Below are 24,785 nucleotides of genomic sequence, written 5' to 3'. Positions count from 1 at the left end.
ATGGCGGCAGGGCCGGCCTACTTGAATCGGTAGGTAATACGCCCGCGAGAAAGGTCGTAGGGCGAGAGCTCTACGAGGACTCGGTCGCCGGGAAGCAATTTCACGAACTGGATGCGGATGTCTCCACCCAGGTGGGCGAGCACTTCGTGACCATCGGCCAGTTGCACTTTGAACATATTGTTCGGCAGCGGCTCAGTCACTTTTCCTTCCACTTCAATCGCTTCCTTTTTGGCCATATACCCTCGTTTCGCGGAGATGGAATTACGGGAGCGTGAGGACTTCGGCCTCACCTCCCGCCCGGATGGCTATAGTATGCTCGAAATGACAGCATAAGCTACCGTCTTTCGTGCTAACAGTCCAGCCATCCGGCCCTTCGAACACATCTGGCCCACCAACGTTGACCATCGGTTCCAGTGCCAGGACGAGCCCGGGCTGGAGCTTCGGCCCCTTGAATCGCTGGCGGAAGTTCTCGACATGGGGCTCTTCGTGCATATCACGCCCCACGCCATGTCCACCGTAGCCCTTGACGATCGAGAATCCGCTCTTGCGAATCGTGTCCTCGATGGCGCCACGGACGTCATTGAGGTGGGCGCCCGGCCTTGCGGCCTTGATGCCCGCCCAGAGGCTGGCTTCGGTCACCTCGATGAGTTGCTCGGCGATCGGGTTCACCTTGCCCACGGGCACGGTAATCGCCGAATCGCCGACGTAGCCGTTGTACGTCGCACCCAGGTCCAGGCTGACGATATCGCCTTCCTGGAGGATGCGGTTCCTGGGAATGCCGTGCACCAATTCATCGTTGATGCTGACGCAGATATTTGAAGGATAGGGCACTTTGCCCCCGGGCGCGTAGTTGAGGAAGGTTTCCTTGGCGCCAACGCGCTTGTATTCCTCCCGGACGAACTTCTCAATCTCCATCACGTTGAGGCCGGGCCGGATCATCTCCCGGAGATGGGCGAGGGTATTCGCCACGATGCGGCCAGCCTCGCGCATGACAAGAATCTCGTCGTCGGATTTGAGCTTGATGACCATACCTAGCGGATGGCCTCCAGGAGCGCCGACGTGACGGCGTCGAGCGGCTGCTCGCCGTTGATTTCCTTGAGCGTACCCGCCTTGCGGTAGTGCTCGATGAGCGCCGCCGGGGGCTTTTGCTTTTCGAGGCGGGAGGCGACCACTTCAGGGCGGTCGTCTTCGCGCTGGTAGAGCTCGCCGCCGCAGGCATCGCAGATTCCGTGCTTCTTCGGCGGGTCGTTCTTCTCGTGGTAGAGCTTGCCACAGGCGCGGCAGATCCAGCGGCCTCCGAGACGGGCCATAAGTTCCGCATCGCGGACCGAGATGAGGAGGGCGAAATCGACTTTTGCGCCGTTACCGCGCAGGGCCTCGTCGAGGGCTTCGGCCTGGACGACGTTGCGCGGGAAACCGTCGAACATGGCGCCGGCCTTCGCATCGGTCCGCGAAATGCGTTCCAGCAGCATCTTGATGGTGACTTCATCCGGGACGAGCTCGCCCTTCGCCATGTACTGGTTGGCGAGTTTGCCAAGCGCCGTCTCGTTCTTCACGTTCTCCCGAAACATGTCGCCCGTGGAGATGTGCAGAAGCTGAGTGGCGGCGGCGATGCGCTGCGCCTGCGTGCCTTTTCCGGCACCGGGGGGGCCAAGCAGAACGATGTACACGTTAGCGAATGAATCCTTCGTAGTTGCGCATCAGAAGCTGGGCTTCCAGTTGCTTCATGGTATCGAGGACGACCGCCACGACGATGAGGAAGCCCGTGGTGGAGACGGTGAGCGCCCGCACATCGGTGAGAAGACCGATGAAGAACGGCAGGATGGCGACGAACCCGAGGAAGAAGGCGCCGGCCCAGGTAATGCGCGTGACGACACGCTGCAGGTAGGCCTCGGTGGGTGCACCGGGGCGGATGCCGGGGATGAAGGCGCCCTGGCGCTGGAGGTTCTTCGCGATCTGCTGCTGCTGGTACTGCACCATCGTGTAGAAGAAGGTGAAGCCGACCACCATCGCGAAGAGGATGGCCCAGTACCAGCCGGTGCCGCCACCGCCGCGACCTCCCTGGAACTGCCTCACGAAGAACTCCGCGACGCTTTCGACCCAGCCGCCGGCGCTGGTGAAATACGAGGCGATGATTGGCGGAAGGATCATGATCGAGAAAGCGAAGATGAGGGGGATCATCCCGGCCATGTTCACCCGAAGAGGGATATGGCTCTGCCCCTGTTGCCGATACATACGCCCACCCCGGAACGCCGAGCGGGCGTATTGCACCGGCACCCGCCGCTGCGCTTCCTGGAAGAAGACGACGAGGTATATGAGCCCGAGAGCGAATGCGGCGAAGCCGATGATCGCGATGATCGACTGCGTGGAGAGGCTCGGGATCAGGGCGGGGAGTCGGGCGACGATGCCGCCGAAGATGATGACGGAGACGCCGTTGCCGATGCCGTTTTCGGTAATCAACTCACCGAGCCAGACGAGGAACATCGTGCCCGCGGCCAGGGTAAGGAGGGTCGAAAGCGTGCCGATCGGGTGGTTGATGATGCCGAAGTCCTGGACGACATCGCCGCCGCTCTGTCCGTTGATGAAGACGATCTGGCCATACCCCTGGACGAACGCCATGATCGGGGCCATCCAGTGCGTGTAGAGCTGCAGACGTCTGCGGCCCTGTTCGCCCTCTTCCGAGAGCGCGCGGAACGACGGCACCAACGGCGTGAGGATCTGGATGATGATCGAGGCGGTGATATAGGGGTAGACGCCCAGGGCTGCGACGCTCAGGTTCTGGAGCGCGCCACCGGAGAAGATGCTCAGGAAGTCGAGCAGGGCGTTGCCTTCGAATGCCGCTTCGAGGGCGTCGCGGTCCACGTTCGGGATCGGCACATGGGCCACGAAGCGGAAGACAACAAGCATCGCCAGCGTGAAGAGAAGCTTCCGCCGGACGTCTTCCTGACGGAAGGCGTCGACCATTGCCTGGAGGAGGCGCGGCCGCTGAGCCGGCTGAACTGCCATCGTCAGCTGTCCTTCACTTCTGCATCTTCGCCGGCAAGCACGATGCACGTGCCGCCAGCGGCTTCGATTTTGGCCTTCGCCGTTTCACTGAAACGGTGGGCACTGACGGTGAGCTTCGTGGCGAGGTCGCCGTTGCCGAGGACCTTCACCGGCTCGCGCAGGTGCTTGAGGATGCCGGCTTCGCGCAGGGACTCCGGGGTCACACTCGAGCCCGCATCGAAGCGGTCGAGGGCGGCCACGTTGACCGGCTGGAAGGGGACACGCCACTTGTTGTTGAACCCGCGAAGGACGTGGAACTTCCGGGACGTAGGGAACTGGCCGCCTTCGAACGCGTCGTAAGGGAGTCGCTTGCCGGAGCGCGACTTTTGACCCTTGAGGCCTTTGCCTGCGTAGGTGCCCTGGCCGGTGGCGTTGCCGCGGCCGATGCGCTTCTTGGAGTGGGTCGCGCCCTTGTCGGGGCGGAGTTCATGGGCGCCGATGGTCATTTCGGGCTACCTTCCTGGAGATCGACGAGGTGCTGGACCTTGTGCACCATGCCGCGGTGCGCGGGCGTGTCTTCGAGTTCCACGGACTGGTGGAGACGGCGCAGGCCGAGCCGGCGAATCGTGTCCTTCTGGTCCTTGTTGTAACCAATGGCGCTCTTGCACCAGGTGACAGTGATGGTGGCCATCTAGCTTTCACCCCGGGCGATAGCCAGGCGGCGAGCACGCGCGCCGGTCGGGTCCTGCAACGACGAGAGTCCTTCGATGGTGGCACGAGAGACGTTCACGGGGTTGCGGCTGCCGAAGGTCTTGGCGAGCACATCGGTGACACCGGCGGCTTCCATGATTGCGCGGACAGCACCGCCGGCAATGACGCCGGTACCGTGGCTGGCGGGCTTCATCATGACCTTGGCGGCGGAGAAGCGGTTCCAGACGGGGTGGGCGATAGTGCCGCCCTTCATGGGGATCTTGATCATGCCGCGGCGCGCCTGGGTGGAACCCTTGCGGATCGCCTCGGGCACCTCGTTGGCCTTACCGAGGCCGACTCCGACGCTGCCGTTGCCGTCTCCGACGACGACGAGGGCGCTGAAGCTGAAGCGGCGGCCACCCTTGACGACTTTGGCGACGCGGTTGATGTAGATGACCTTTTCGGTCAGCTCATCGCCGCCATCGCGGTCACGGTCGCGGCTGTCGCGGGGCCCGCGGTCACCACGGTCAGAACGGTTGCTTCCCATTTAGAACCCCAATCCAGCTTCGCGAGCGGCTTCGGCGAGAGCCTGAACGCGGCCGTGGTACTTGTAGCCGCCACGGTCGAAGACGACGAGTGAAACGCCATTGGCCTTCGCCCGTTCGGCGATGGTCTTACCGACGATGGCCGCGCGTTCGCTCTTGGTCTTGCCCTTGAGGTCGCCAACGAGTGCCTTGTCGGCATCGCTGGCGGCGGCCAGGGTGTGGCCTTTCAGGTCATCGATGACCTGGGCGTAAATGTGTTGTGAACTGCGGAATACGTTGAGGCGCGGGCGCACGTCGTTGCCGGAGACCGACTTGCGGACGCGGGCATGGCGGCGGGAACGCGCGAGGACAGACGTAGCCTTTGCCATTACTTGCCTACCTTCCCGGCTTTGCCAGCCTTGCGGCGGACACGCTCGCCGGAATAGCGGATGCCCTTGCCCTTGTACGGCTCGGGTGGACGCAGCTTGCGGATGTTGGCGGCCACCTGGCCGACCTTCTCTTTGTCGATGCCTTCCACGTTCACGCGGGGGCCTTCGACGGTGAACGAAATGCCCTCGGGGGGCGTAACCACTACGGGGTGGGAGAAGCCCAGGGCAAGCTGCAGGTTCGAGCCCTGCATCTGGGCGCGATAGCCGACACCCTGCACTTCGAGGACTTTGGTGAACCCGGTGGTGACACCGGTGACCATGTTGCTGAGGAGTGTGCGCGAAAGCCCATGGAGCGATCGCTGCTTGCCTTCATCGTTGGGCCTGGAAACGTTCATCACGCCCTCGTCCCGGCCGAGCGTGATGCTCAGCGGGAACTGGCGGAAGAGCTCGCCCTTCGGGCCCTTCACGGTGACAAAGTTGCCCTCGCCAACGGTGACGGTGACTTCGGCGGGGACAGGAACGGGTTGGCGGCCAATGCGCGACATCGTCTATTCCCCTACCACACGTAGCAGATGACCTCGCCGCCAACTTCGTTGCGGCGGGCCTCCTGCCCCGACATGACGCCCTTGGGCGTCGAAAGGATGGCCATACCCAGGCCACCGTAAACCCGAGGGATTTCGCGGCGCTGGACATAGACACGAAGGCCAGGCTTGCTGACACGCTTGAGCCCATTAAGCACGGGCTGCTTGCGGCCGCCGTAGCTCAAATCAACCTTCAAGTTGGGCTGCGGCTTGCCTTCTTCGCTGGCGACGGAGAAGTCCTTGATGAAGCCTTCTTCTTTCAGGACGTTCGCAATCGCGATTTTGATCTTCGAGGCCGGCATCAGCACGGAATCGTGGCGCGCCGAAGAGGCGTTCCGGATTCGCGTCAGCATGTCGGCGATTGGGTCACTTAGACTCATAACTCTTCCCCTCTAGCAGTTTGCTTGGCGCACTTACCAGCTGGATTTGGTGACGCCGGGAAGGAAGCCCTTGTGGGCAAGCTCCCGGAAGGTGATGCGGGAAAGGCCGAACCTGCGGATGTAGGCTTTCGGCCGCCCGGTGATCATGTCGCGGTTGTGAAGCCGCGTCGGGCTGGAGTTGAGGGGGAGCTTCATGAGCTCGCCCTGGAGGCGCATGACTTCCTGGGGGTTATCCCAGGACTTGCGGAGTTGTTCTTTCAGTTCGGCGCGCTTTCCGGCGTACTTCGCATGAAGTTCGCGCCGGCGCTGGTCGCGGCCAACGATGCCTTTGGATGCCATGAGCGCCTCCTCAGTTCTTCCTGAACGGCAGGCCCATCAGCTCCAGGAGCTTCCGGCCTTCTTCGTCTGTGCGGGCGGTAGTCACGATGGTGACCTGGAGTCCCCGGACCTTATCGACACGGTCGTATTCGATCTCGGGAAAGATGAGCTGTTCGCGGAGGCCGAGGCTGTAGTTGCCGCGGCCGTCGAATGCGTTCGGATTCAGCCCCTGGAAGTCCCGGATGCGGGGCAGGGCGGCACTAACGAGGCGATCCAGGAACTCCCACATGCGATCGCCCCGCAGGGTGGCGGCAACGCCGATGGGGTTGCCTTCGCGCAGGCGGAAGTTCGCGATGGAGCGTTTCGCGCGGGTGATGACCGGCTTCTGGCCGGTGATCGCGGTAATCTCGTCGGCGGCTTTATCGAGCGCGTTCGCATCCGTCAGGGCCTCGCCGAGGCCGATGTTGACGTTGATCTTCGTGATGCGGGGGATCTGCATCACGTTGCCATAGGCGAACTGCTCCTTGAGCGAGCCGGCAACGTCGGATTGGTAGAACTCCTTCATTCGCGGCGGCATTACTCGATGTCCTCTCCGCTGCGCTTGCCGACGCGCACCATCGAACCATCCTCGCGGCGGCGGAAGGCGACGCGCGTGGGCTGGTTGTTGTTGGGGTCGATCAGCATCACGTTGCTCATGTGAATTGGGGCTTCGCGTTCGATGATCTGCGAAGCCTGGCCCTGTTGGCGGGCGCGCTGGTGGCGCTTGATGATGTTCACGCCTTCAACCAGGACACGGTTGTCCTTGTTGATGACGGCGCGCACGGTGCCTTGCTTGCCGCGGTCCTTGCCGGCGAGCACGACGACTTTGTCACCACGCTTGATCTTCGCAGGCACTAGAGCACCTCCGGGGCGAGCGAGACGATCTTCATGAAGTTCCGGTCGCGAAGTTCGCGGGCGACCGGCCCGAAGATGCGCGTGCCGCGCGGGTTTTCGCCGTCGCTGGCGAGGAGGACGGCGGCGTTCTCATCGAAGCGGATGTACGAACCATCGGGACGGCCGTACTCCTTGGTGACGCGGACGACGACGGCCTTGACCACGTCACCCTTCTTCACGTTCGAGTTCGGCTGGGCCACCTTCACGCTGGCGACGATGATGTCGCCGGGGCGTGCATAACGGCGGCGGCTGCCTCCGAGCACGCGGATGCAAAGCAGCGAGCGCGCGCCGGAGTTGTCGGCCACCTTCAGCCGGCTTTCCTGTTGAATCACCCCTGCACCTCCGCCTTGGGAGCTACCTGGGTTTCCTTTTCGAAGTCCCGTCCGATGGTTTCGGGCGCCACATCGGCAACATCGCCGCGGGTGAGGACTTCGATGACGCGCCAGCGCTTGTCCTTGGACATCGGGCGGCATTCCTGGATGCGGACAAGGTCGCCGAGCTTGCAGCTGTCCTGGTCGTCGTGAGCCTTGTAACGCTCGGTCACGGTGACGACCTTGTGATAAAGGCGGTGCTTCTTCTTGCGCTCCACCGAAACCACGACCGTCTTCTGCATTTTGTCGCTAACGACGGTGCCCTGGATGACACGTTGGGTTCCCATGGCTACTCCTCACCCAGGATGGCTTCGATCTGGCGTTCGCGCTTGAGGGTGCGAAGGCGCGCGATCTTGCGCTTGGCGTTGCGCAGCTCACGGTAGTTCTGGAGCTGGCGGCTGGCGTGCTGGAAGCGGAGGGTGAACAAGGCGCGGTAGGCCTCATTGATCTCGTGGTCCAGCTTCGATTCGTCGAGTCGGCGGAGGTCTTCGGCGGTCTGGCGTGCCATTAGATAACTGCCTCCTCTCGGACGACGATTTTGGTTGGCACAGGCAGCTTGTGGGCAGCCAGGCGAAGGGCTTCGCGAGCGACGGCCTCGGGCACGCCGGCGATTTCGAACATGATCCGGTCCGGCTTGACGACGGCGACCCACTTATCAGGCGCGCCCTTGCCGGAACCCATGCGGGTCTCGGCCGGCTTCGCGGTCACGGGCTTGTCGGGGAAAATCCGGATCCAGACCTTGCCGCCGCGCTTCATTTCGTGAGTCATGGCGCGGCGGGCGCTCTCGATGTGGCGGGAATCGATCCATGCGGCGCCCATGGCCTGGAGGCCGAATTCGCCGAATGCGATGTAGTTTCCCGTGCCCGCGACGCCCTGGCGGCGGCCGCGGTGCTGCTTGCGGTGCTTAACGCGGCGAGGCTGAAGCATTAGCTGGCCCCCTCATCCGAGCCGCGGGCGGCAGCCTGCTGCTCCATGGAGATGGCGGTATGGGCGGGGCCTGCTTCTTCGGGCCGAACAGCAGGCGCGGCGACCACCGCAGCGACTGGTTCCGGCATTTCCTCTTCGATGCGCGGGAGGCCGCGCTGGGGGAGGATTTCGCCCTTGTAGATCCAGACCTTCACTCCGATCCGGCCGAAGGTGGTGTGTGCTTCGGCGAGTCCGTAGTCGATATCGGCGCGGAGCGTGTGGCGGGGCACGCGGCCCTGCGTCTCGTCCTCGCGCCGGGACATTTCAGAACCACCGAGGCGGCCGGCAATGGCCACGCGGCAACCCTGGGCGCCGCGTTGCATCGTCCGCTGGACCGACTGCTTGATCGCCCGGCGGAATGCCACCCGGCGTTCGAGCTGGTCGGCGACGGAACGCGCAACCAGGTAGGCGTCGAGTTCCGGCGTCCGGATCTCCTGGATGTTCACGCGGACGCGGCCGCCGGTGAAGCGCTCCAGCGAATTGCGGAGGTCTTCGACCTTGGCACCACCGCGGCCGATGACGATGCCCGGCTTGGCGGTGTGGATGGTGACCGTCACGAGGTTCGCGTTGCGGTCGATTTCCACCCGGCTAATCGAGGCATCCGGAAGTTCATGGAGGATGAACTCGCGGAGGTTGAGGTCCTGGTGGAGACGGGTCGTGTAGTCCTTCTCAGCGAACCACTTCGACTCCCAGTCGTAGATGATGCCGAGGCGGAAGCCGTGCGGATGTACTTTCTGTCCCATTTAGGCCTCCCGCTCGTCGAGGATGATCGTGATGTGGCTCGACCGTTTCAGGATGGGGCTAACGCGGCCGCGCGAACGCGGCCGGAAGCGCTTCTGAGTCGGGCCGTCATCGGCGAACGCGCGCTTGACGAACATGTTGTCGACATCGAGGTCGAAGTTGTTCTCGGCGTTGGAGGCGGCCGAAAGGACCACCTTTGAAACGGTGCGAGCGTGCGGCGACTGCACGTACCGCAGAAGCGCGAGCGCCTGGTCGACCGAGAGTCCGGTCAGGCGATCAAGAATCAGGCGGACTTTGCGCGGAGAGGCGCCCATGTTCTGGCAGCTGGCTCGAACTTCCATGGGTTAGCGCCTCACCTTGCTCTGGCGGTCGCTCTTGGCGACGTGCCCGCGGAAAGTCCGCGTGAGCGCGAATTCACCCAGCTTGTGGCCGACCATGTTTTCGGTGACGAACACCGGCACATGGCGGCGGCCATCGTGGACGGCGATCGTCAGCCCGATCATCTCGGGCAGGATCGTCGAAGCACGAGACCAGGTCTTGATGACCGAGCGGCTGGCCGCCCCGCGCATCGCCAAGACCTTCTTTTCGAGGGAAGGATGGATGAAGGGGCCCTTCTTGGTAGAACGTGACATGTCCTACTCCTCCTAGGTCCGGCGGCGGACAATGAGCTTGTCCGTGCGCTTGTTGTTCCGGGTGCGGTAGCCGAGAGTCGGCTTGCCCCAGGGTGTTTTCGGTCCCGGCATACCAACCGGGGCGCGGCCTTCGCCACCGCCGTGGGGATGGTCGCGAGGGTTCATGACGGCGCCGCGCACCTCGGGCCTGCGGCCACGGTGGCGCGAACGCCCGGCCTTGCCGAGTTTCACGAGCGAATGCTCGACGTTGCTGACCTGGCCGATGGTCGCGACGCATTCGATGCGGACGCGCCGCATTTCGCCGCTCGGCAGGCGGAGGAGTGCGTAATCGCCTTCCTTCGCCATCAGCTGGGCACTCACACCGGCGCTGCGGACCATCTGGCCGCCGCGGCCGGGCGTGAGTTCGATGTTGTGGACCTGCGTGCCCGTCGGCATGTTGGCCAGCGGGAGCGAGTTGCCCACGCGGACCTCGGCCTGGGGACCGCTGCTAATCACCGCACCGACGGCGAGGCCGTTGGGAGCGAGGATGTAGCGCTTCTCGCCATCCCGGTACTGGAGGAGAGCGATGCGCGCCGTGCGGTTCGGGTCGTATTCGATGGCGACGACCTTGGCCGGCACGCCCGGCTTGTTCCGCTTCCAGTCGATGATGCGGTAGAGACGGCGGGCGCCGCCACCGCGGTGACGGACGGTGATGCGGCCCTGGTTGTTGCGGCCGCCCGATTTGCCCTTGAGCGATTCGGTGAGGGCTTTTTCGGGCCGCTTCTTTGTGATCTCGCTGAACGTCTGCGAACTCGCGTTGCGGCGACCGGGGGATGTTGGCTTGTACTGCTTAATCGGCATTGCCTAAATCCCCTCGAAGAGTTCGATTTTGTCGCCCGAGACGAGGGTCACAATGGCCTTCTTCCAATCGGGGCGGTTCGTGACACGGCGGCCGAAGCGCTTCGGCTTGCCCTTCATCACCATGGTGTTGACTTCTGCGACGCGGACGTTGAAGGCGACCTGGACGGCTTCCTTGATCTGGTTCTTGTTCGCGCGAAGGTCGACTTCGAAGACGTACTTGTCGGCGCCCGTGAGGACGGTTGTCTTCTCGGTGATGATGGGCCGCAGGAGGACGGCGTAGGGATGAATTTCCTTCGGCATTAGACGACGGCCTCCTTCGCGCGGCCGCGCTGCGGCTTGAGGTTGGCGCCGCCCCAGAGGGATTCGCAGGCGCGAATCGCGTCTTCCGACATCACCAGGCGGTGCGCGTTAATCAAGTCGACAACGTTCAGGTTCTGGGCGGGGAGCGCCTTTGCTATGTCGATGTTGCGCGCCGACCGGGTGACTTCCGGCACGTGGGCGCCGGTAACGACGAGCGCCCGGCGTTCAACGCCGAGGGCGTTGAGCAGGTTCTGCATCGAGCGAGTCTTTGCATCGGGCGTGCTGAGCCCTTCGATCACCAGCAACGTGCCGCTGGCAGCGTGACTGGAGAGTGCGGAGCGGATCGCCAGCCGGCGCATGGTGCGCGGCAGGTCCTTGGCGAAGCTGTGCGGCTTCGGGCCGAACGCGACGCCACCACCAACGTGGTGGGAGGCACGGATCGAGCCCTGGCGAGAGCGGCCGAGGCCCTTCTGCTTCCGGATCTTGACTGTCGATCCTGCGACTTCGCCGCGGCTCTTGGTGCTGGCCTGGCCGGACCGGCGGTTGCCCATCTGGGCGACGTAGGCCTGATGCAACACCGAGCGGTTCGGTTCGATGCCGAAGACCTCGTCGGCGGCATCGATCTCGCGCAGCTCCTTGCCCGCGGTATCGAACACTTTCAGCTTCATTTCGATACCTTCTTCGTCTTGCGAATTCGGACGAGCGCGCCAACCGCGCCGGGGACGGAGCCGGCGACGAAGATGACGCCACGCTCGTCGTTCCGGGCTACGACTTCGAGGTTCCGCACCGTGACGCGGACATCGCCCATGTGGCCCGCCATGCGGGTGCCCTTGTAGACACGACCAGGGGTGGTGCCGGAGCCAATCGAGCCGGGAGCGCGATGGCGGTCGCTCTGGCCATGGGTCTTGGGCCCGCCGCTGAAGTTGTGGCGGCGGACGCCGCCCTGGAACCCACGGCCCTTCGACTTGCTGGTTACATCGACTTTTTCGCCCGTATCGAAGAGCTCGACGCCGATCTTGTCGCCAAGGGCGTAGGCGCTGTCCGAGGCGAACTCGGCGAGGTGGCGCAGCTTGAGGTTGCCGGCGGCCTTCAGGTGTCCGGCTTCCGGCTTGTTCAGGCGCTTGTCGTCCTGGAAGCCGATCTGCACAGAAGAGTAACCGTGCTTCTCGGGGGTGCGGATGTCGGTCACATAGCAGGGGCCGACTTCGACGGCAGTGACGCCGCGGAGGCGTCCCTTCTCATCGAACACCTGCGTGGTGCCGAGCTTGCGGCCGAGGATTCCTTCAATCGTCATGGCTACAGCTTGATCTCGATGTCGACGCCGCTGGGCAGCTGAAGCCGCATGAGCGTGTCCACCGTCTTGGAAGTCGGCTCCATGATGTCGATGAGCCGCTTGTGGGTCCGGATTTCGAATTGCTCGCGGGCATCCTTGTGGATGTGCGGGCCCTTCAACACCGTGAACTTGTCGATCGAGGTCGGGAGCGGCACAGGGCCGGCCACGGCCGCGCCGGTCCGTTCGGCTGCTTCGACAATCTGCCGAGCCGACTGATCCAGGAGGCGATGGTCGTACGCCTTGAGCTTTATCCGAATTTGCTGACGTGCCATGTGCGTTCCCCTCGGTTCGCGGAATCGCCTAAGCGAGAATCTTGGTGACGACGCCGGCGCCGACGGTGCGACCGCCTTCGCGGATAGCGAAGCGGAGGCCTTCTTCGATAGCCACCGGCTGAATCAGCTCGATGGTCATGGTGATGTTGTCGCCGGGCATCACCATCTCAACGCCTTCCGGCAGTCCGATGGCGCCCGTCACATCGGTGGTGCGCACGTAGAACTGCGGCCGGTAGCCGTTGAAGAACGGTGTGTGGCGTCCGCCCTCTTCTTTGGAGAGGACGTACACCTGTGCTTCGACCTTGGTGTGCGGTTTGATCGACCCCGGCTTCGCCAGGACCTGGCCGCGCTGCACGTCGTCGCGCTCGACGCCTCGCAGAAGGCAGCCGACGTTATCGCCCGCCTGGCCTTCATCGAGGAGCTTCTTGAACATCTCGACACCGGTCACCGTCGTCTTGCGCGTCTCGGTGATGCCGATGATCTCGATCTCTTCGCCCACCTTCACGATGCCGCGTTCGATCCGCCCGGTCACAACCGTGCCCCGGCCCTTGATCCCGAAGACATCTTCAACCGGCATCAGGAACGGCTTGTCGAGCGGCCGCTCCGGTGTCGGAATGTAGTCGTCCACCGCGTTCATCAGGTTCCAGATGCACGCGTATTCCGGTGCGTTCGGGTCGGTCGAAGCCGATTCCAGGGCCTTCAGCCCGGAACCGCGGATGATCGGGATGTCGTCCCCCGGGAACTCCTGGCTCGAGAGCAGTTCGCGCAGTTCGAGCTCCACCAGTTCGAGGAGTTCTTCGTCCTCCATCATGTCTACCTTGTTCAGGAAGACGACGAGGGCCGGCACTTCCACCTGGCGGGCGAGGAGGATGTGCTCGCGCGTCTGCGGCATCGGCCCATCCGGCGCCGCCACCACCAGGATGCCGCCGTCCATCTGGGCTGCTCCCGTGATCATGTTCTTGATGTAGTCCGCATGGCCCGGGCAGTCGACATGCGCGTAGTGGCGCTTGTCCGTCTCGTACTCCACGTGCGCAATGGCGATGGTGATGCCCCGGGCTCGCTCTTCCGGAGCGTTGTCGATCGAGTCGAACGCCCGGAACTCCGCTTCGCCCTTCAAGGCCAGCACCTTCGTGATCGCAGCCGTCAACGTCGTCTTCCCATGGTCTACGTGACCAATCGTCCCGACGTTTACGTGCGGCTTCGTCCTCTCAAATTTCGCCTTCGCCATTGATGGATTCCTTTCCTGGTGTGGAGCGTGTTCGCGGTTGGGTTACGCCGACTGCTTCGTGAGCTGGGCGGCGACGTTCTTGGGAACTTCTTCGTAGTGGTCGAATTCCATGCTGTAACTCGCGCGGCCCTGAGAAAGCGATCTCAGGTCTGTGGAGTAACCGAAGGTCTCGGCGAGCGGGACCATGGCGTGGACGATCTGGGTCTTGCCCATCGAATCCGTACCCATGATGATGCCGCGCCGCGAATTGATGTCGCCGACAACCGACCCGAAGTAATCCTCCGGGCAGCGCACCTCGACCTTCATGATCGGTTCGAGGATGACGATGCCGGCCCTGCGGGCCGCTTCCTTCACGCCGATGGAGCCGGCGTTCTTGAAGGCCATTTCCGAAGAGTCGACGGCATGGAAGCTGCCATCGATGAGACTGACCTTCACATCGAGGACTGGGTATCCGGCGAGGATGCCGCCCTGGAGGGCTTCCTTGGCGCCCTGGCCCACGGCCGGGATGTATTCCTTCGGGACCGAGCCGCCAACGATTTTGTTTTCGAAGACGTAGCCCATGCCGCGTTCGAGCGGTTCGACTTCGAGCTCGACAACGCCGTACTGCCCGCGGCCACCGCTCTGGCGCACGAAGCGGCCTTCGGCGCGAGCCTTCTGGGTGATAGCTTCGCGGTAGCTCACCTGGGGGCGGCCCACGTTGGCTTCCACTTTGTGCTCACGCTTCATGCGGTCGACGATGACTTCGAGGTGGAGCTCGCCCATTCCCGAGATAAGGGTCTGGCCGGCTTCTTCATCGAAGGTCCAGTGGAAGGTCGGGTCTTCCTCGGCCATCTTCCCGAGTGAGACGCCCAGCTTGTCCTGGTCTTCCTTGCTCTTGGGCTCCAGGGCCACGCGGATAACGGGCTCCGGGAAGGTGATGTTCTCGAGGATGACGGGATGGTCCTGTGCGCAGAGGGTATCGCCGGTGAACGTCTGCTTGAGGCCAACGACGGCTGCGATGCCGCCGGTGCCGATCTCGGCAATCTCCTCGCGCTGGTTCGCATGCATCAGGAGGAGGCGGCCAACGCGCTCGCGTTCGTCCTTGGTGGAGTTGTAGACGCCTTCGCCGGCCTTGAGGACGCCGCTGTAGACGCGGATGTAGGCGAGGCGGCCGACGAAGGGGTCAGTCACGATCTTGAAGGCGATGGCGCTCAGCGGCTCCTGATCGGAGACGCTTCGTTCGACTTCGCCGCCGCGCTTCGGGTCCGTGCCCTTCACCGGGGGGATGTCGATCGGGCTCGGAAGGTAATCGACGACCGCATCCAGCATGAGCTGGACGCCCTTGTTCTTCAGCGCCGAACCACAAAGCACCGGCACGGCGAGGCTCAGGAGCGTCGCCCGGCGGATAGCCGTCTTCAACTCGTGTATGCCGATGTCGTGGCCTTCGAGGTAGCTGATGGCGATCTGGTCATCGACGTTGCCGATGCCCTCGATGAGCTTGTCACGGGCTTCGGCGGCCGCCTGCTTCAGGTTTTCGGGGACATCGCGGCGCTCTGGCTTGTCGCCCTTGTCGCCACCGAACCACCACCAGCAGTTCTCGATGAGGTCGATGCAGCCATTGAACTCGCCTTCGGAGCCAACAGGGATCTGGATGGGGATGGGGTTGCCGCCGAGGCGGTCGATCATCATGTCCACAGTGCGCCAGAAGTCGGCGCCGGTCCGGTCCATCTTGTTTACAAAGGCGATGCGGGGGACGCCGTAGCGGTCGGCCTGGCGCCACACCGTCTCGGTCTGGGGTTCAACGCCGGCCACGGAATCGAAAACGACGACGCCGCCATCGAGGACGCGCAGGTTGCGCTCGACCTCGGCGGTGAAATCGACGTGGCCGGGAGTATCGATCAGGTTGAAGTGGTGGTCGTTCCATTCACAGGAGGTGGCGGCGGAGGTGATGGTGATTCCGCGCTCGCGCTCCTGCTCCATCCAGTCCATGGTCGCCGCACCCTCATGGACCTCGCCGATCTTGTACGTTTTCCCGGTGTAGAAGAGGACGCGTTCGGACACCGTCGTCTTGCCCGCGTCGATGTGGGCAATGATGCCGATGTTCCGGATGCGCTCGAGTTCAACAGTGCGGGGCATGAATTCTCCGAGGCCTTTCGCTTACCAGCGGTAATGGACGAAGGCGCGGTTGGCTTCGGCCATACGGTGGGTGTCGTCGCGGCGCTTGATGGCAGCACCGGTGTTATTTGCAGCGTCGAGGAACTCGCTGGCGAGTTTCTCGCTCATGGAGCGGCCGTTGCGGCTGCGAGCGGCGGTGAGGAGCCAGCGCATGGAAAGCGCAAGCCGACGGTCGGCGCGGATCTCGACCGGAACCTGGTAGGTGGCGCCACCAACGCGGCGGGGCTTCACTTCGAGCACGGGCGTGGTGTTGCGCACGGCCTGCTGGAAGACGTCCAGAGGGTCGCGGCCCGTCTGCGTCTGGATGCGATCGAACGCGCCATATACCACGCGTTCGGCGGTGCTCTTCTTGCCCCGTGTCATCACCTTGTTGATGAGGACCTGCACGGTGGACGAGTTGAAGCGCGCATCGGGCAGGGTCGGGCGCCGTTCTGGACGGTTACGTCGGGCCATTGTCGAAGACTCCTGTCAGGCCTTACTTCTTGCGGCCGGCCGCTTGGGCGTTCTTGCGGGTGCCGTACTTGGAACGGCCCTGCTTGCGGTTGTTCACGCCGGTCGCATCGAGGGCGCCACGGACGATGTGATAGCGGACGCCCGGGAGGTCTTTCACGCGGCCGCCGCGGACGAGCACAACGGAGTGCTCCTGGAGGCTGTGACCCTCGCCGGGGATGTAGGCGGTGACTTCGATGCCGTTGGAAAGGCGGACGCGGGCGACCTTGCGGAGGGCCGAGTTCGGCTTCTTCGGCGTCTGGGTGCGCACCTGGGTGCAAACGCCCCGCTTCTGGGGGGAACCCGACTTCCCGCCGACCTTGGTAAGCCGGTTGGAATGCGAGTTGAAGCTGAAGAGCAGGGCAGGCGCGCCAGACTTCTTCGTCTTCGGCGTGCGTCCCTTGCGGACGAGCTGGTTGATGGTCGGCATCGCTGCTCCCCTGCACTGGGCTTTTTCGGGCGGCCTGTATTCAGCAACCGCGGTTGTTTGGCCGATTTGGCCTTCTTCTTCTGGGCACGAAAACAGGCCGAAAAGCCTGTTCGTGAACAGCGCCCCGGCACCGTCATGGGCCAGAGCCGTCTTCAAGCACTCAGCTTCGCGACCTGCGCAAACTCGTAAAGTTCGCCAGTCAATAAGCGCCGAATGAGAAGAGTATCACAGCGATAAGTGCTGTCAACTTCGGGACAGCCTCAACCGGTGGCTCCGCTGCCGCCTAGAATAGTGGTTCATGGATTCGATTTCGAGCGACGAAGCCCGCCGGATAGCCCTCGCCGCGCAGGGGTTCGGCCTCCCCCGTCCGCGAAGACCGGGCGCGGATGACATGCGCAGGACAATCGACCGGCTTCGCCTGATCCAGATCGATTCGGTGAACGTGCTGGTGCGCGCCCACTACATGCCGTTTTTCTCGCGGTTGGGGCCGTACCGGCGGGAGATGCTCGACGAGCTCGCGTACCGTGACCGTTATGTCTTCGAGCAGTGGGCGCACGAGGCCTGCTTCATCCCGCTGGCCGACTACTCCCTGCTGCGCCATCGGATGGATCGCGGGCGGCGCTGGCACAGCCGCCACCTGACGGCGGAGCGCCAGGCGTACTTCGCATCCGTCCTGGAGAAGGTGCGCGAGGAGGGACCCGCACAGGCGGGTGAGCTCGAGGGGAAGCGCGGCAGCAAGGGGTGGTGGGAGTGGAGCCACGCGAAGGTCGCGCTCGAATACCAGTTCGCCCACGGGCGGCTCGCTGTGAAGGAACGGCGGAACTTCGCGCGAATCTACGACGTGGCGGACCGCGTCTTCGACCCCCAAGTGCTGGAAACCCCCGGACACGCGGAAGCAGACGCCCATCGCGAAATGGTGGGCCAGTCGCTCGCGGCGCTTGGTGTCGCGACGGCGCACGACGTCGCGGATTACTACCGTTTGAAGACTGCCGAAGTGAAGCCGCGGATCGCAGAACTCGTTTCAGCGGGGATGGCCCGTCCGGTGCGTGTGGAAGGCTGGAAGGACGAGGCGTACCTGGCGCCCGGCGTCGCTGCCGCACCGAACCTGAGCGCGAGCGCCTTGCTCAGTCCGTTCGACAACCTGGTCTGGGACCGGGCGAGGACGGAGCGATTGTTCGGATTTCGGTACCGCATCGAGATCTACACGCCGGAGCCGAAACGCGTGTACGGGTACTACGTGCTGCCATTCATGAATGACAACCACCTCGCGGCTCGAGTCGACCTCAAGGCAGACCGCAAGACGCGGACCCTGCTCGTGCCGGCTGCCCACCTGGAACCCGGCGCACCGGCCGGGAAAACGGCGACCGCACTGGCGAGGGAACTCCGGGCGATGGCGCGGTGGCTCGGCCTGGAGCGGATCGCGGCCGGCGAGCGAGGCAACCTGTCGGCACGATTAATGCGGCACTTCGCGCACTAATTCGGGTCCCGATTGGACTCATACCGGGCTGCACCAAACGGTCACCGAATCATCCGGAGGGGCACCCTTCGCCACGAGTTGAAGTGTCCGTTAGTTAGGGTAGGCGGCCTCCTGACCAAGGGTTCGCCAAGCGACATTGTCCTCCCCGTCGCAAGGGGCGCCCCATCCCAATGGGGCGCCCCACCCCCATACAGGCGGTCCCCGGCCCGGGCGGCGCCGGACTCCTTGCTTCGTGGCCTCCTTTCGCCTTTCGATATGGCTGATACCATGGATTTCGGTGGCAGGAGCGCTCGCGGGACAGGAGCACATGTGACGCAGGAAGAATATTCGGCCGTATGCCCGTACCTCGGCCTTGCCGATGACGCGGATTCACACGCGACCTACGCGACGGAAGCGCATCGCTGTTACCGGCTGCCGAACCCAACCCGGATTGCGACGCCGCACCAGGAGAAGCATTGCCTGGGCGCGAACCATGTGACCTGCCCGGTCTACCTTGGCGAAGGCGTGCCGGCGCGGCCAGCACCCGGGGCGGCCGCCGCCGCTCCAGTCGCGGCGAGCACGAGCCAGGCCCCCGCGGGAGCGACCGAGGCACCCGTACGCGCGCCACGCCCCGGCCAGAAGCAGCGCCCCCAGGGCGAATCTCGACCGAAGCGACCCGCGAATGCCGGCACCCTTGGGCCACGGCCACGCACGGGCGGCATCAGCATGCCGGTGATGACGGCCGGACTCTTCGCCCTGGCGCTCGTCATCGTGGCGATCGCATTCGCCATCCAGAACCTCGTCGATGACGGGGACGACGGGGGACTCTCGCCCGCCGACACCGTCGCGACGGCCGCCGCGGTCGACAAGACGCGCACGGCCCAGGCCGCCGGCGGCCAGCCGACGCAGCCAGCGAACGGGACGCAAGCGCCCGGCGGCAGCCAGACAGCGACCGGTACCCGGACTCCGGGTACCGCAGGCCCAACCGCGACGGGAACGCGGACCTCGGGGACTGGTACCCCAGGAGCGGGCGGAAAGACCTACGTCGTAAAATCCGGCGACTTCTGCGGCACGATTGCCGAGGCGAACGGCGTGTCTCTCGCGGCGCTGCTGCAAGCCAACAACATGACCGAGGCCGATTGCGCGACGCTCCAGATTGGCAAGGAGCTCAAGATCCCGTAGGCGGGTCCTCGCCGAGCTGCATGGCAAGTTCGGCGTGGTGTTCGGCCACCCAGGTGGTCCGTGCCTGCCAGTGGGCCGGATGGCTCTGCCACCCGTGTTCCCGCTCCTCAATCCACTTCCAATCGGCCCAGCACAACAGCGCCATGTCCAGATCCCGCCAGGCGAGCCGGCGGATCTCCTTCATCACCGGTGTGCGGTCCCGCTTCCGTTTCTCGAACTTGTCGGCCAGCAGGATGACCTTGGCGATCATGGGCATGTGCGCTGCGCCGAGGGTGTGGTCGCGCACCGCCGAGAGCGCCTCGTCATCGATCACGCCGAACCGCTGCCGGAGGGTTACCGCCGCGATAGGCCCGTGCAGGAGCACCGGGTCGGCCCTGTCGGCCGCTTCGATGGACAGTCCTGCCTCGGTTGCCAGCCTGATTTGCTGATCCGGGGCGAAGGACCGGAAGAGGTCATGTCCCCACGCGGCGAGCGTCACCCGGTCGCAGTCCAGGTCGTAGCGGTCGGCCAGGTCCAGGGCTTCGACAAGCACGCGTTGGACGTGACGGACGAGGCCTTCCGGCCGGGACTTGAACTCCGCCTGGATGGCGGCAATCTGCTCGCGGACGGAGGCAACCATTAGCCTTCGGGGCCGAGCATGCGGCCGCCGAGCAGATGCAGATGGAGGTGATGGACCGTCATCCCGGCGGCATCGCCCACGTTGAAGGCGAGGCGGTAACCGCTCTCCCAGACTCCTTCGACGCGCGCCACGTCTTTCGCGAGCATGAACACTCCGGCCAGCATCTCGGTGTGGTTCCACTCGAACTCGCGGGCACTGTCGACGTGAACCTTCGGGATGATGAGGCAGTGGATTGGTGCGCGGGGATTGATGTCGCGGATAGCAAAGGCGTGCTCGTTCTGGGCAACCTTCTCCACCTGGATTTCTCCACGGCTCATCCGGCAAAAGAGGCAGTCCTGCATCTGCATGGTGGGATTGTCGACGTGCTCCGGGCTCTATGTAAAACGGTAAATGGTCTGGTGCAGCAAGCGTTACAGACGGTTTACAGTTCGGCCATGAGCGAACAACGCATCAGCGTACTTTCTCACTTCTGGGCGCCGCTGTGCGCGATCGGGAGCCGCGGGCCGAAGGGGCCAAACGCGCAAATTTGCGTTTCGGTCTTCGGCGCTTCGATTGTGCCCGAGCGGCCGCGGCTGCTGGTGGTGCTTTCGAAGACGAATTACACGACTGAACTGGTGGCCGCATCCGGGACGTTCGCCGTCACGGTCCTGGCGGAGGCCCAGGCGGGACTGCTGGAACCGCTCGGGCTTCACAGCGGACGGGAGGTATCGAAGCTGGCCGGGATCGCACACACGCTGACGGCAATGGGCGACCCTGCATTCGGCGGAGCGGGGAACATCGCCTGCGAAGTGCTTCGGAGCTTCGACTTCGGCGATTCGAGAGCGTTCCTGGCCGCCGTAAGGGACCGGACCGAGACGGCAGAGCCACCCCTCAGCTGGCAGACGGCGAAGGGCATCGTGGGGGAGGAGTTCCTCGCGCGGTGGGCAGCGAAGAGCGTTCGCGAACAGGCGGCAGCCCGGGAGGCGATGGCCTGGCGGGAGTGACGGGCCCGCCGCACGGGCAAGGCGGGGGGGGGTGGGGGGGGGGGGGGGGGGCCCGGGGGGGCCGGGCGGGCGGGGGGGGGGGGCCAGGGACCCCCCCCCCCCCCCCCCCCCCCCCCGCGACGCTCGTTGATACGACAGGCCAGGCGATCGGCACGGTGCAGCTACACCAGGACGCGGCGGGCGTCGTCCTCGTCCGCGTCGATGCGGCAGGCATTCCCGCGGGTGCGCACGGCATCCACATCCACCAGACAGGGAAGTGCGAAGGTCCAGCGTTTGCATCGGCCGGCGGGCACTTCAACCCGACGAACAAGAAGCATGGGCTCGATTCTGTGGACGGCGCGCATGGCGGCGACCTCACGCAGATCCCGGCCGCGTTCGATGGAAGCGGTACGCACCAGGCAACCACAAACCGGATCTCGCTCACAGGCGGTCCGCTCAGCATCAATGACGCCGATGGCTCGTCGCTCGTGGTCCACGCCGGCGCCGACGACCAGGTGACTGATCCGACGGGCAATTCCGGCGGGCGTATCGCCTGTGCGGTTATTGCGACGGGGACCGCGCCGTTGCCGCCGAATACCGGTACGGGACTCGAAGCCAGCACGGGCAGCACGCTCCCCGCCATCGCAGGGGTGGCAACGATCGCTGCCGCACTTGGGCTCGCGGCGACGGGCCTCGCGAGGCGCAGGCGAGCTTCCGTCTAACCCGCTCGCTTCATCGACCGTGTGAACGAGGCACGAACCTCAATCGAGAATCCCTCTCCAGGACCGCGGAGAGGGATTCTTCGTCCCCGAGGTCTGCGTCGCGTCGAGGATGACACCGCGGATGAAGCCTTCCTTGGCGGCGTTGTAGGCAGGCGGGTCCTGGCCGACTTCATCGAGAATCCGGCGTTTGAGCGCTTCGTAGTCCCCGGCCGTCGCCGGATTGGCGCGCAGGTAGTCGCGAAAGAGCAGGTGTTCGGACCAGAATTCGCCGCCGAGCACGCACACATGGGCGTTGACCCGCGGCGGCCCCTGCTTGCGGTTGTACAGCGTGCCGGGGACCGTCTCGCCGCGGTATTCGTAACCGAGAGGTGCAAGCAGCGCGACGTAGCGCGGGTAGGCCGCTTCTTCTTCTACGCCGACCATGACATCGACGATCGGCTTCGCGCCGAGGCCGGGCACGGCGGTGCTGCCGATGTGCTCCACCTGTCCGGGCGGCAGCCCCAGCGCCGCTGCGATGAGGGCACGCTCTGACTCGAAGATCGGGGCCCAATCCGGATCGTGCGGGACGATGCGGTAACTGGGGTGGGCGCCTGTCATGAATGCCCTGCCGACATGTGTTCCGGGCATGGTACGGCCTCTTCTTGCGTGATGGTGCGAAGTTCGCCTGCTACCATCGGCGCCACAACTCCCAAAGGCACAACGCATGACTTCGACAGAGGCTTTTACGACTACCGTCCAGACATCCGCGGGTTCCCTCCGCGGCGAGATTCAGGGCGGGATCCAGACGTTCAGGGGCATCCCGTATGGGGCGCCCACGGGTGGCGCGAACCGTTTCATGGCCCCGCGCAAGCCGGAGCCGTGGGCGGGCGTCCGCGATGCTCTTACCTACGGCCCGATCGCGCCGCAACTGAGCCGCGATGGAGCAGGCTCCGCCAACCCGATCGACGATGCCCGAGGGAACGAGGGCGAAGACTGCCTCGTCCTGAACGTGTTCACGCCTGGCACCGGTGACGGCAGCCGGCGACCGGTGATGTTCTGGTGCCACGGCGGCGGGTTCATCAGCGGCTCGGGCGGCGCCGCCTACGATGGTTCGAACCTTGCCCGCCGCGGCGACGTGGTGGTGGTCTCCATCAACCACCGCCTGAATGCCCTCGGTTTCCTCCATCTCGGGGAGATCGGCGGGCCGGAGTTCGCCTCTTCCGGAAACGCCGGCATGCTCGACATCGTCGCCGCGCTCGAATGGGTGCGCGACAACATCGCCGCGTTCGGCGGGGATCCCGGCAATGTGACGGTTTTCGGGGAATCCGGCGGCGGCAGGAAGACAGCGGTGCTGATGGCCATGCCCGCAGCCAAGGGCCTCTTCCACCGCGCGATCATCCAGAGCGGCCCAGAACTCCGGGTCAACGAAGCCGCCTACGCTACCCAGCTCGCCGAGGCGGTGCTTTCGGAACTCGGGGTGAAGCCGGGCAACCTCGAAGAGATCCAGCGACTGCCACTCGGCCGAATCATGGCCGCGCAATCGGCGGCTGCGGCGAAGATGCCGTCGTCGAATGCGCGGGGCGGATTCCGGCCGGTCATGGACGGCGCGGTCCTGCCCTCTCACCCGTTCACGCCTGCCGCGCCCGGACTCTCCGCCGACGTGCCTCTGATGGTTGGCTTCAACCGGACCGAGGCGACACTGTTCCTCGCGAATGACAAAGAGGCGTTCGAGCTCGACGAAACCGGTCTCCAGAAGCGGGTGTCGCGCCTCCTTCGCGAACGATCCGAAGAAGTGATCCAGGAGATGCGCGCGCTCTACCCGGACGCTTCGCCTTCGGACCTTTACATCGCCATCCATACGGGGTTCCTGCGATACCCGATCGATTCCATCCGGATAGCGGAACGAAAGGCTGCCCAGGGAGGAGCGCCCGCGTATCACTACACGTTCGAGTGGGAGTCGCCGGCCCGCTGGGGGAAGCTGAAGACGCCACACGCGCTGGAGATCCCCTTCGTCTTCGACAACGTCGCGCTGGGCACGTGGGCGACATTCACGCGGGCCACACCGGAGGCGCACACGCTGGCGGCGAAGGTCAGCGCCACGTGGGCTGCGTTCGCACGCACCGGCGACCCGAACAGCGGCGACCTCCCCCGCTGGGAGCCTTACTCGGCCACCGAACGGAAGACGATGCTGATCGACAATGAGAGCCGGCTGGCGTCCGACCCGCGGCCGGAAGAGCGCCAACTGTGGGAACAGCTTTACAAGGGGTAGTGCGACGAGCGCCGGCAGCGGCCTCTCAAAGCACCGCGTAGACCTTGTACGAAACGGTGCCGGGCTGGTCGATCCAGCCGACGCCCACGGCGAGGATGCGGTTCAGCCAGCGGTACTGTTCGGCGCCTGTCTCGAACCGGGGCGTGGTCCGGAAGTACATACCGTCGGCAGGAGTCTCAGCGAGAGGTCCGAGCGAATCCTGGTGGAGGAGCCCCGGATAGAACGCGTAGATGTCCGCGCCGTCTTCGGTGCGAATTACTGCACGGACATCGAGGACGTTCACCTTGTCGGCACGGGCGACCATAAAATCGGCCCCGAACGGCATGACCTTGCCGCGGAGGCGCGGTCCATCGACGGTCCCGCCAGTGACGGGATAGATCGTGCGCATTCCGCCGCCGAAATCGCCGACCTGGTAGGCATTCACCGCATCTACCGTCGCGTGGAGGTCAAAGAGCCACTCCGTCCTGAGTTCGCCTTTCATTGATTCGTCCTTCCCTTCCGTTCGAGCTGTTCGCGGGGGTTCTGACTTGATAAACGCTGTGTTGCTGTGTTTTCCGACGGTTCAGAGTGTCGTGAGGGACCGGGGGTAGACCCCCCGTTCATCGAAGGGCTGGATGTCGCGGTGGAACATGACCACCCGCCAGCCGGATTCGTCCCTGGACATCACCTGGGAGAAGCGCACGCGGGCCTGTTCCGGGGCGAAGCCTTTTTGCTGGAAGGTCTCGACGTAGGTACCCCAGGCGAGGCCGAGCTCCCCGGCGACATCGGTCTCCAGGATCTCCAGCTCCATGCGGCGACTCTCAAAAGTTTCGAAGAAACGGGCCGACCATCGCTTGAACTCGGCGTCGTCCGATGTCGTTACGGCACGCGGGGCGCGGGTCCGGTAACCGTAACCGACTCCGCCTCCCTCCATGGCCCAGACCCGGGCGACATCGCGGGCGTTGAACGCCTCGACCCATCCATGCATCGCCTGAGCGACCTCTTCCCTGGTGATTGCCATGCTTCAAATCTCCTCGGGGGTTGTGTTCAATCGGGTTGCC

General features: G+C 64.6%; 38 protein-coding genes and 1 pseudogene. 5 read left to right on the top strand and 34 right to left on the bottom strand.

Annotated features, from left to right (window positions below):
* Window positions 1–17 precede the first annotated feature (17 nt).
* The 29 genes and pseudogenes from infA to rpsL form a co-directional block, all read right to left on the bottom strand.
* Entirely contained in the window at window positions 18–236 is a 219-nt protein-coding gene (infA, locus tag IPG14_RS18560; protein ID WP_343385476.1) for a translation initiation factor IF-1, read from the bottom strand.
* A gap of 25 nt (window positions 237–261) precedes the next feature.
* Window positions 262–1,029, bottom strand: a complete 768-nt coding sequence (map, locus tag IPG14_RS18555) for a type I methionyl aminopeptidase (protein ID WP_343385477.1) — start codon at window positions 1,027–1,029, stop codon at window positions 262–264.
* 2 nt (window positions 1,030–1,031) lie between these two features.
* A complete protein-coding gene (locus IPG14_RS18550) occupies window positions 1,032–1,670 on the bottom strand; it encodes an adenylate kinase (RefSeq protein ID WP_343388328.1) in 639 nt (212 codons plus the stop codon).
* A 1-nt stretch (window position 1,671) separates the two neighbouring features.
* Window positions 1,672–3,006, bottom strand: coding sequence for a preprotein translocase subunit SecY (gene secY / locus IPG14_RS18545; RefSeq protein WP_343385479.1), 1,335 nt, complete (start codon window positions 3,004–3,006; stop codon window positions 1,672–1,674).
* 2 nt (window positions 3,007–3,008) lie between these two features.
* Complete coding sequence (gene rplO, locus IPG14_RS18540; protein WP_343385480.1) at window positions 3,009–3,491, bottom strand: 50S ribosomal protein L15; 483 nt, start codon at window positions 3,489–3,491, stop codon at window positions 3,009–3,011.
* Entirely contained in the window at window positions 3,488–3,676 is a 189-nt protein-coding gene (rpmD, locus tag IPG14_RS18535; protein WP_343385481.1) for a 50S ribosomal protein L30, read from the bottom strand. Before rpmD ends, rplO begins: the two co-directional genes overlap by 4 nt.
* Entirely contained in the window at window positions 3,677–4,222 is a 546-nt protein-coding gene (gene rpsE, locus IPG14_RS18530; protein WP_343385482.1) for a 30S ribosomal protein S5, read from the bottom strand.
* Window positions 4,223–4,588, bottom strand: a complete 366-nt coding sequence (rplR, locus tag IPG14_RS18525) for a 50S ribosomal protein L18 (RefSeq protein WP_343385483.1) — start codon at window positions 4,586–4,588, stop codon at window positions 4,223–4,225.
* Window positions 4,588–5,133, bottom strand: coding sequence for a 50S ribosomal protein L6 (gene rplF, locus IPG14_RS18520; protein WP_343385484.1), 546 nt, complete (start codon window positions 5,131–5,133; stop codon window positions 4,588–4,590). Before rplF ends, rplR begins: the two co-directional genes overlap by 1 nt.
* 11 nt (window positions 5,134–5,144) lie before the next feature.
* Window positions 5,145–5,549, bottom strand: a complete 405-nt coding sequence (rpsH, locus tag IPG14_RS18515; RefSeq protein ID WP_343385485.1) for a 30S ribosomal protein S8 — start codon at window positions 5,547–5,549, stop codon at window positions 5,145–5,147.
* A 33-nt stretch (window positions 5,550–5,582) separates the two neighbouring features.
* The gene (gene rpsN / locus IPG14_RS18510; protein WP_343385486.1) at window positions 5,583–5,888 is read right to left on the bottom strand and encodes a 30S ribosomal protein S14; all 306 of its coding nucleotides are present in this window, start codon (window positions 5,886–5,888) and stop codon (window positions 5,583–5,585) included.
* A gap of 10 nt (window positions 5,889–5,898) precedes the next feature.
* Complete coding sequence (rplE, locus tag IPG14_RS18505) at window positions 5,899–6,444, bottom strand: 50S ribosomal protein L5 (protein WP_343385487.1); 546 nt, start codon at window positions 6,442–6,444, stop codon at window positions 5,899–5,901.
* Window positions 6,444–6,761 carry a 50S ribosomal protein L24 gene (rplX, locus tag IPG14_RS18500; RefSeq protein ID WP_343385488.1) on the bottom strand — a complete coding sequence of 106 codons (318 nt, stop codon included), beginning with the start codon at window positions 6,759–6,761 and terminating at the stop codon, window positions 6,444–6,446. Before rplX ends, rplE begins: the two co-directional genes overlap by 1 nt.
* Window positions 6,761–7,132, bottom strand: coding sequence for a 50S ribosomal protein L14 (gene rplN, locus IPG14_RS18495; protein ID WP_343385489.1), 372 nt, complete (start codon window positions 7,130–7,132; stop codon window positions 6,761–6,763). The genes rplX and rplN overlap by 1 nt, the downstream gene beginning before the upstream one ends.
* An 86-nt stretch (window positions 7,133–7,218) precedes the next feature.
* Window positions 7,219–7,458 (bottom strand): annotated as a pseudogene (gene rpsQ, locus IPG14_RS18490) (30S ribosomal protein S17); the annotation flags it as partial.
* Between the two features lie 2 nt (window positions 7,459–7,460).
* Window positions 7,461–7,679 (bottom strand): 50S ribosomal protein L29, encoded by a 219-nt coding sequence (gene rpmC / locus IPG14_RS18485; RefSeq protein WP_343385490.1) that lies wholly within the window; start codon window positions 7,677–7,679, stop codon window positions 7,461–7,463.
* Window positions 7,679–8,098, bottom strand: a complete 420-nt coding sequence (rplP, locus tag IPG14_RS18480) for a 50S ribosomal protein L16 (protein WP_343385491.1) — start codon at window positions 8,096–8,098, stop codon at window positions 7,679–7,681. Before rplP ends, rpmC begins: the two co-directional genes overlap by 1 nt.
* On the bottom strand, window positions 8,098–8,880 hold the full coding sequence (gene rpsC, locus IPG14_RS18475; RefSeq protein ID WP_343385492.1) for a 30S ribosomal protein S3: 783 nt from the start codon (window positions 8,878–8,880) through the stop codon (window positions 8,098–8,100). The genes rplP and rpsC overlap by 1 nt, the downstream gene beginning before the upstream one ends.
* The gene (gene rplV, locus IPG14_RS18470) at window positions 8,881–9,219 is read right to left on the bottom strand and encodes a 50S ribosomal protein L22 (protein ID WP_343385493.1); all 339 of its coding nucleotides are present in this window, start codon (window positions 9,217–9,219) and stop codon (window positions 8,881–8,883) included.
* Between the two features lie 3 nt (window positions 9,220–9,222).
* Complete coding sequence (gene rpsS / locus IPG14_RS18465; RefSeq protein WP_343385494.1) at window positions 9,223–9,510, bottom strand: 30S ribosomal protein S19; 288 nt, start codon at window positions 9,508–9,510, stop codon at window positions 9,223–9,225.
* Window positions 9,511–9,522: 12 nt separating this feature from the next.
* The gene (gene rplB, locus IPG14_RS18460; protein WP_343385495.1) at window positions 9,523–10,350 is read right to left on the bottom strand and encodes a 50S ribosomal protein L2; all 828 of its coding nucleotides are present in this window, start codon (window positions 10,348–10,350) and stop codon (window positions 9,523–9,525) included.
* A 3-nt stretch (window positions 10,351–10,353) separates the two neighbouring features.
* Window positions 10,354–10,650: a 50S ribosomal protein L23 gene (gene rplW, locus IPG14_RS18455; RefSeq protein ID WP_343385496.1), complete on the bottom strand. Its 297-nt coding sequence runs from the start codon at window positions 10,648–10,650 to the stop codon at window positions 10,354–10,356.
* Window positions 10,650–11,318 carry a 50S ribosomal protein L4 gene (gene rplD, locus IPG14_RS18450; protein WP_343385497.1) on the bottom strand — a complete coding sequence of 223 codons (669 nt, stop codon included), beginning with the start codon at window positions 11,316–11,318 and terminating at the stop codon, window positions 10,650–10,652. The genes rplW and rplD overlap by 1 nt, the downstream gene beginning before the upstream one ends.
* On the bottom strand, window positions 11,315–11,944 hold the full coding sequence (gene rplC, locus IPG14_RS18445) for a 50S ribosomal protein L3 (RefSeq protein WP_343385498.1): 630 nt from the start codon (window positions 11,942–11,944) through the stop codon (window positions 11,315–11,317). The genes rplD and rplC overlap by 4 nt, the downstream gene beginning before the upstream one ends.
* A gap of 2 nt (window positions 11,945–11,946) precedes the next feature.
* Window positions 11,947–12,255, bottom strand: a complete 309-nt coding sequence (gene rpsJ / locus IPG14_RS18440) for a 30S ribosomal protein S10 (protein ID WP_343385499.1) — start codon at window positions 12,253–12,255, stop codon at window positions 11,947–11,949.
* A 28-nt stretch (window positions 12,256–12,283) separates the two neighbouring features.
* Window positions 12,284–13,483 (bottom strand): elongation factor Tu, encoded by a 1,200-nt coding sequence (gene tuf, locus IPG14_RS18435; RefSeq protein ID WP_343385500.1) that lies wholly within the window; start codon window positions 13,481–13,483, stop codon window positions 12,284–12,286.
* A 42-nt stretch (window positions 13,484–13,525) separates the two neighbouring features.
* Window positions 13,526–15,598: an elongation factor G gene (fusA, locus tag IPG14_RS18430; protein WP_343385501.1), complete on the bottom strand. Its 2,073-nt coding sequence runs from the start codon at window positions 15,596–15,598 to the stop codon at window positions 13,526–13,528.
* A gap of 21 nt (window positions 15,599–15,619) precedes the next feature.
* Window positions 15,620–16,090, bottom strand: coding sequence for a 30S ribosomal protein S7 (gene rpsG, locus IPG14_RS18425; RefSeq protein ID WP_343385502.1), 471 nt, complete (start codon window positions 16,088–16,090; stop codon window positions 15,620–15,622).
* Between the two features lie 22 nt (window positions 16,091–16,112).
* Window positions 16,113–16,556: a 30S ribosomal protein S12 gene (gene rpsL / locus IPG14_RS18420; RefSeq protein ID WP_343385503.1), complete on the bottom strand. Its 444-nt coding sequence runs from the start codon at window positions 16,554–16,556 to the stop codon at window positions 16,113–16,115.
* Window positions 16,557–16,854: 298 nt separating this feature from the next.
* Here rpsL and IPG14_RS18415 point away from each other — a divergent pair, with 298 nt between their 5' ends.
* Together IPG14_RS18415 and IPG14_RS18410 are read left to right on the top strand one after the other, a co-directional pair.
* The gene (locus IPG14_RS18415; protein ID WP_343392784.1) at window positions 16,855–18,033 is read left to right on the top strand and encodes a crosslink repair DNA glycosylase YcaQ family protein; all 1,179 of its coding nucleotides are present in this window, start codon (window positions 16,855–16,857) and stop codon (window positions 18,031–18,033) included.
* A gap of 309 nt (window positions 18,034–18,342) precedes the next feature.
* On the top strand, window positions 18,343–19,194 hold the full coding sequence (locus tag IPG14_RS18410) for a LysM domain-containing protein (protein WP_343392783.1): 852 nt from the start codon (window positions 18,343–18,345) through the stop codon (window positions 19,192–19,194).
* Here IPG14_RS18410 and yqeK read toward each other — a convergent pair.
* Window positions 19,181–19,813 (bottom strand): bis(5'-nucleosyl)-tetraphosphatase (symmetrical) YqeK, encoded by a 633-nt coding sequence (gene yqeK, locus IPG14_RS18405; RefSeq protein WP_343385506.1) that lies wholly within the window; start codon window positions 19,811–19,813, stop codon window positions 19,181–19,183. The genes IPG14_RS18410 and yqeK overlap by 14 nt on opposite strands.
* On the bottom strand, window positions 19,813–20,160 hold the full coding sequence (locus tag IPG14_RS18400; RefSeq protein ID WP_343385507.1) for an HIT domain-containing protein: 348 nt from the start codon (window positions 20,158–20,160) through the stop codon (window positions 19,813–19,815). Before IPG14_RS18400 ends, yqeK begins: the two co-directional genes overlap by 1 nt.
* A gap of 87 nt (window positions 20,161–20,247) precedes the next feature.
* Here IPG14_RS18400 and IPG14_RS18395 point away from each other — a divergent pair, with 87 nt between their 5' ends.
* Together IPG14_RS18395 and IPG14_RS18390 are read left to right on the top strand one after the other, a co-directional pair.
* Complete coding sequence (locus tag IPG14_RS18395; RefSeq protein WP_343385508.1) at window positions 20,248–20,796, top strand: flavin reductase family protein; 549 nt, start codon at window positions 20,248–20,250, stop codon at window positions 20,794–20,796.
* Between the two features lie 155 nt (window positions 20,797–20,951).
* Window positions 20,952–21,497, top strand: a complete 546-nt coding sequence (locus IPG14_RS18390) for a superoxide dismutase family protein (RefSeq protein WP_343392782.1) — start codon at window positions 20,952–20,954, stop codon at window positions 21,495–21,497.
* A gap of 39 nt (window positions 21,498–21,536) precedes the next feature.
* Here IPG14_RS18390 and IPG14_RS18385 read toward each other — a convergent pair whose 3' ends face one another.
* Entirely contained in the window at window positions 21,537–22,124 is a 588-nt protein-coding gene (locus tag IPG14_RS18385) for a GrpB family protein (RefSeq protein ID WP_343392781.1), read from the bottom strand.
* Between the two features lie 76 nt (window positions 22,125–22,200).
* Here IPG14_RS18385 and IPG14_RS18380 point away from each other — a divergent pair, with 76 nt between their 5' ends.
* Window positions 22,201–23,745, top strand: coding sequence for a carboxylesterase/lipase family protein (locus IPG14_RS18380; protein ID WP_343392780.1), 1,545 nt, complete (start codon window positions 22,201–22,203; stop codon window positions 23,743–23,745).
* Window positions 23,746–23,770: 25 nt separating this feature from the next.
* On the opposite strand, the gene IPG14_RS18375 is transcribed toward IPG14_RS18380, so the two are convergent.
* On the bottom strand, window positions 23,771–24,226 hold the full coding sequence (locus IPG14_RS18375) for a DUF3237 domain-containing protein (RefSeq protein ID WP_343385512.1): 456 nt from the start codon (window positions 24,224–24,226) through the stop codon (window positions 23,771–23,773).
* A gap of 81 nt (window positions 24,227–24,307) precedes the next feature.
* Window positions 24,308–24,745, bottom strand: coding sequence for a nuclear transport factor 2 family protein (locus IPG14_RS18370; RefSeq protein WP_343388336.1), 438 nt, complete (start codon window positions 24,743–24,745; stop codon window positions 24,308–24,310).
* Window positions 24,746–24,785: the final 40 nt, after the last annotated feature.

The sequence above is a fragment of the Candidatus Amarobacter glycogenicus genome, assembly GCF_016704105.1.
In the GTDB taxonomy this organism is placed as follows: Bacteria; Chloroflexota; Dehalococcoidia; order Tepidiformales; family Tepidiformaceae; genus Amarobacter; species Amarobacter glycogenicus.
Note: the sequence above shows the minus strand (reverse complement) of the source record. Positions and strands in the feature narration are given on the sequence as shown.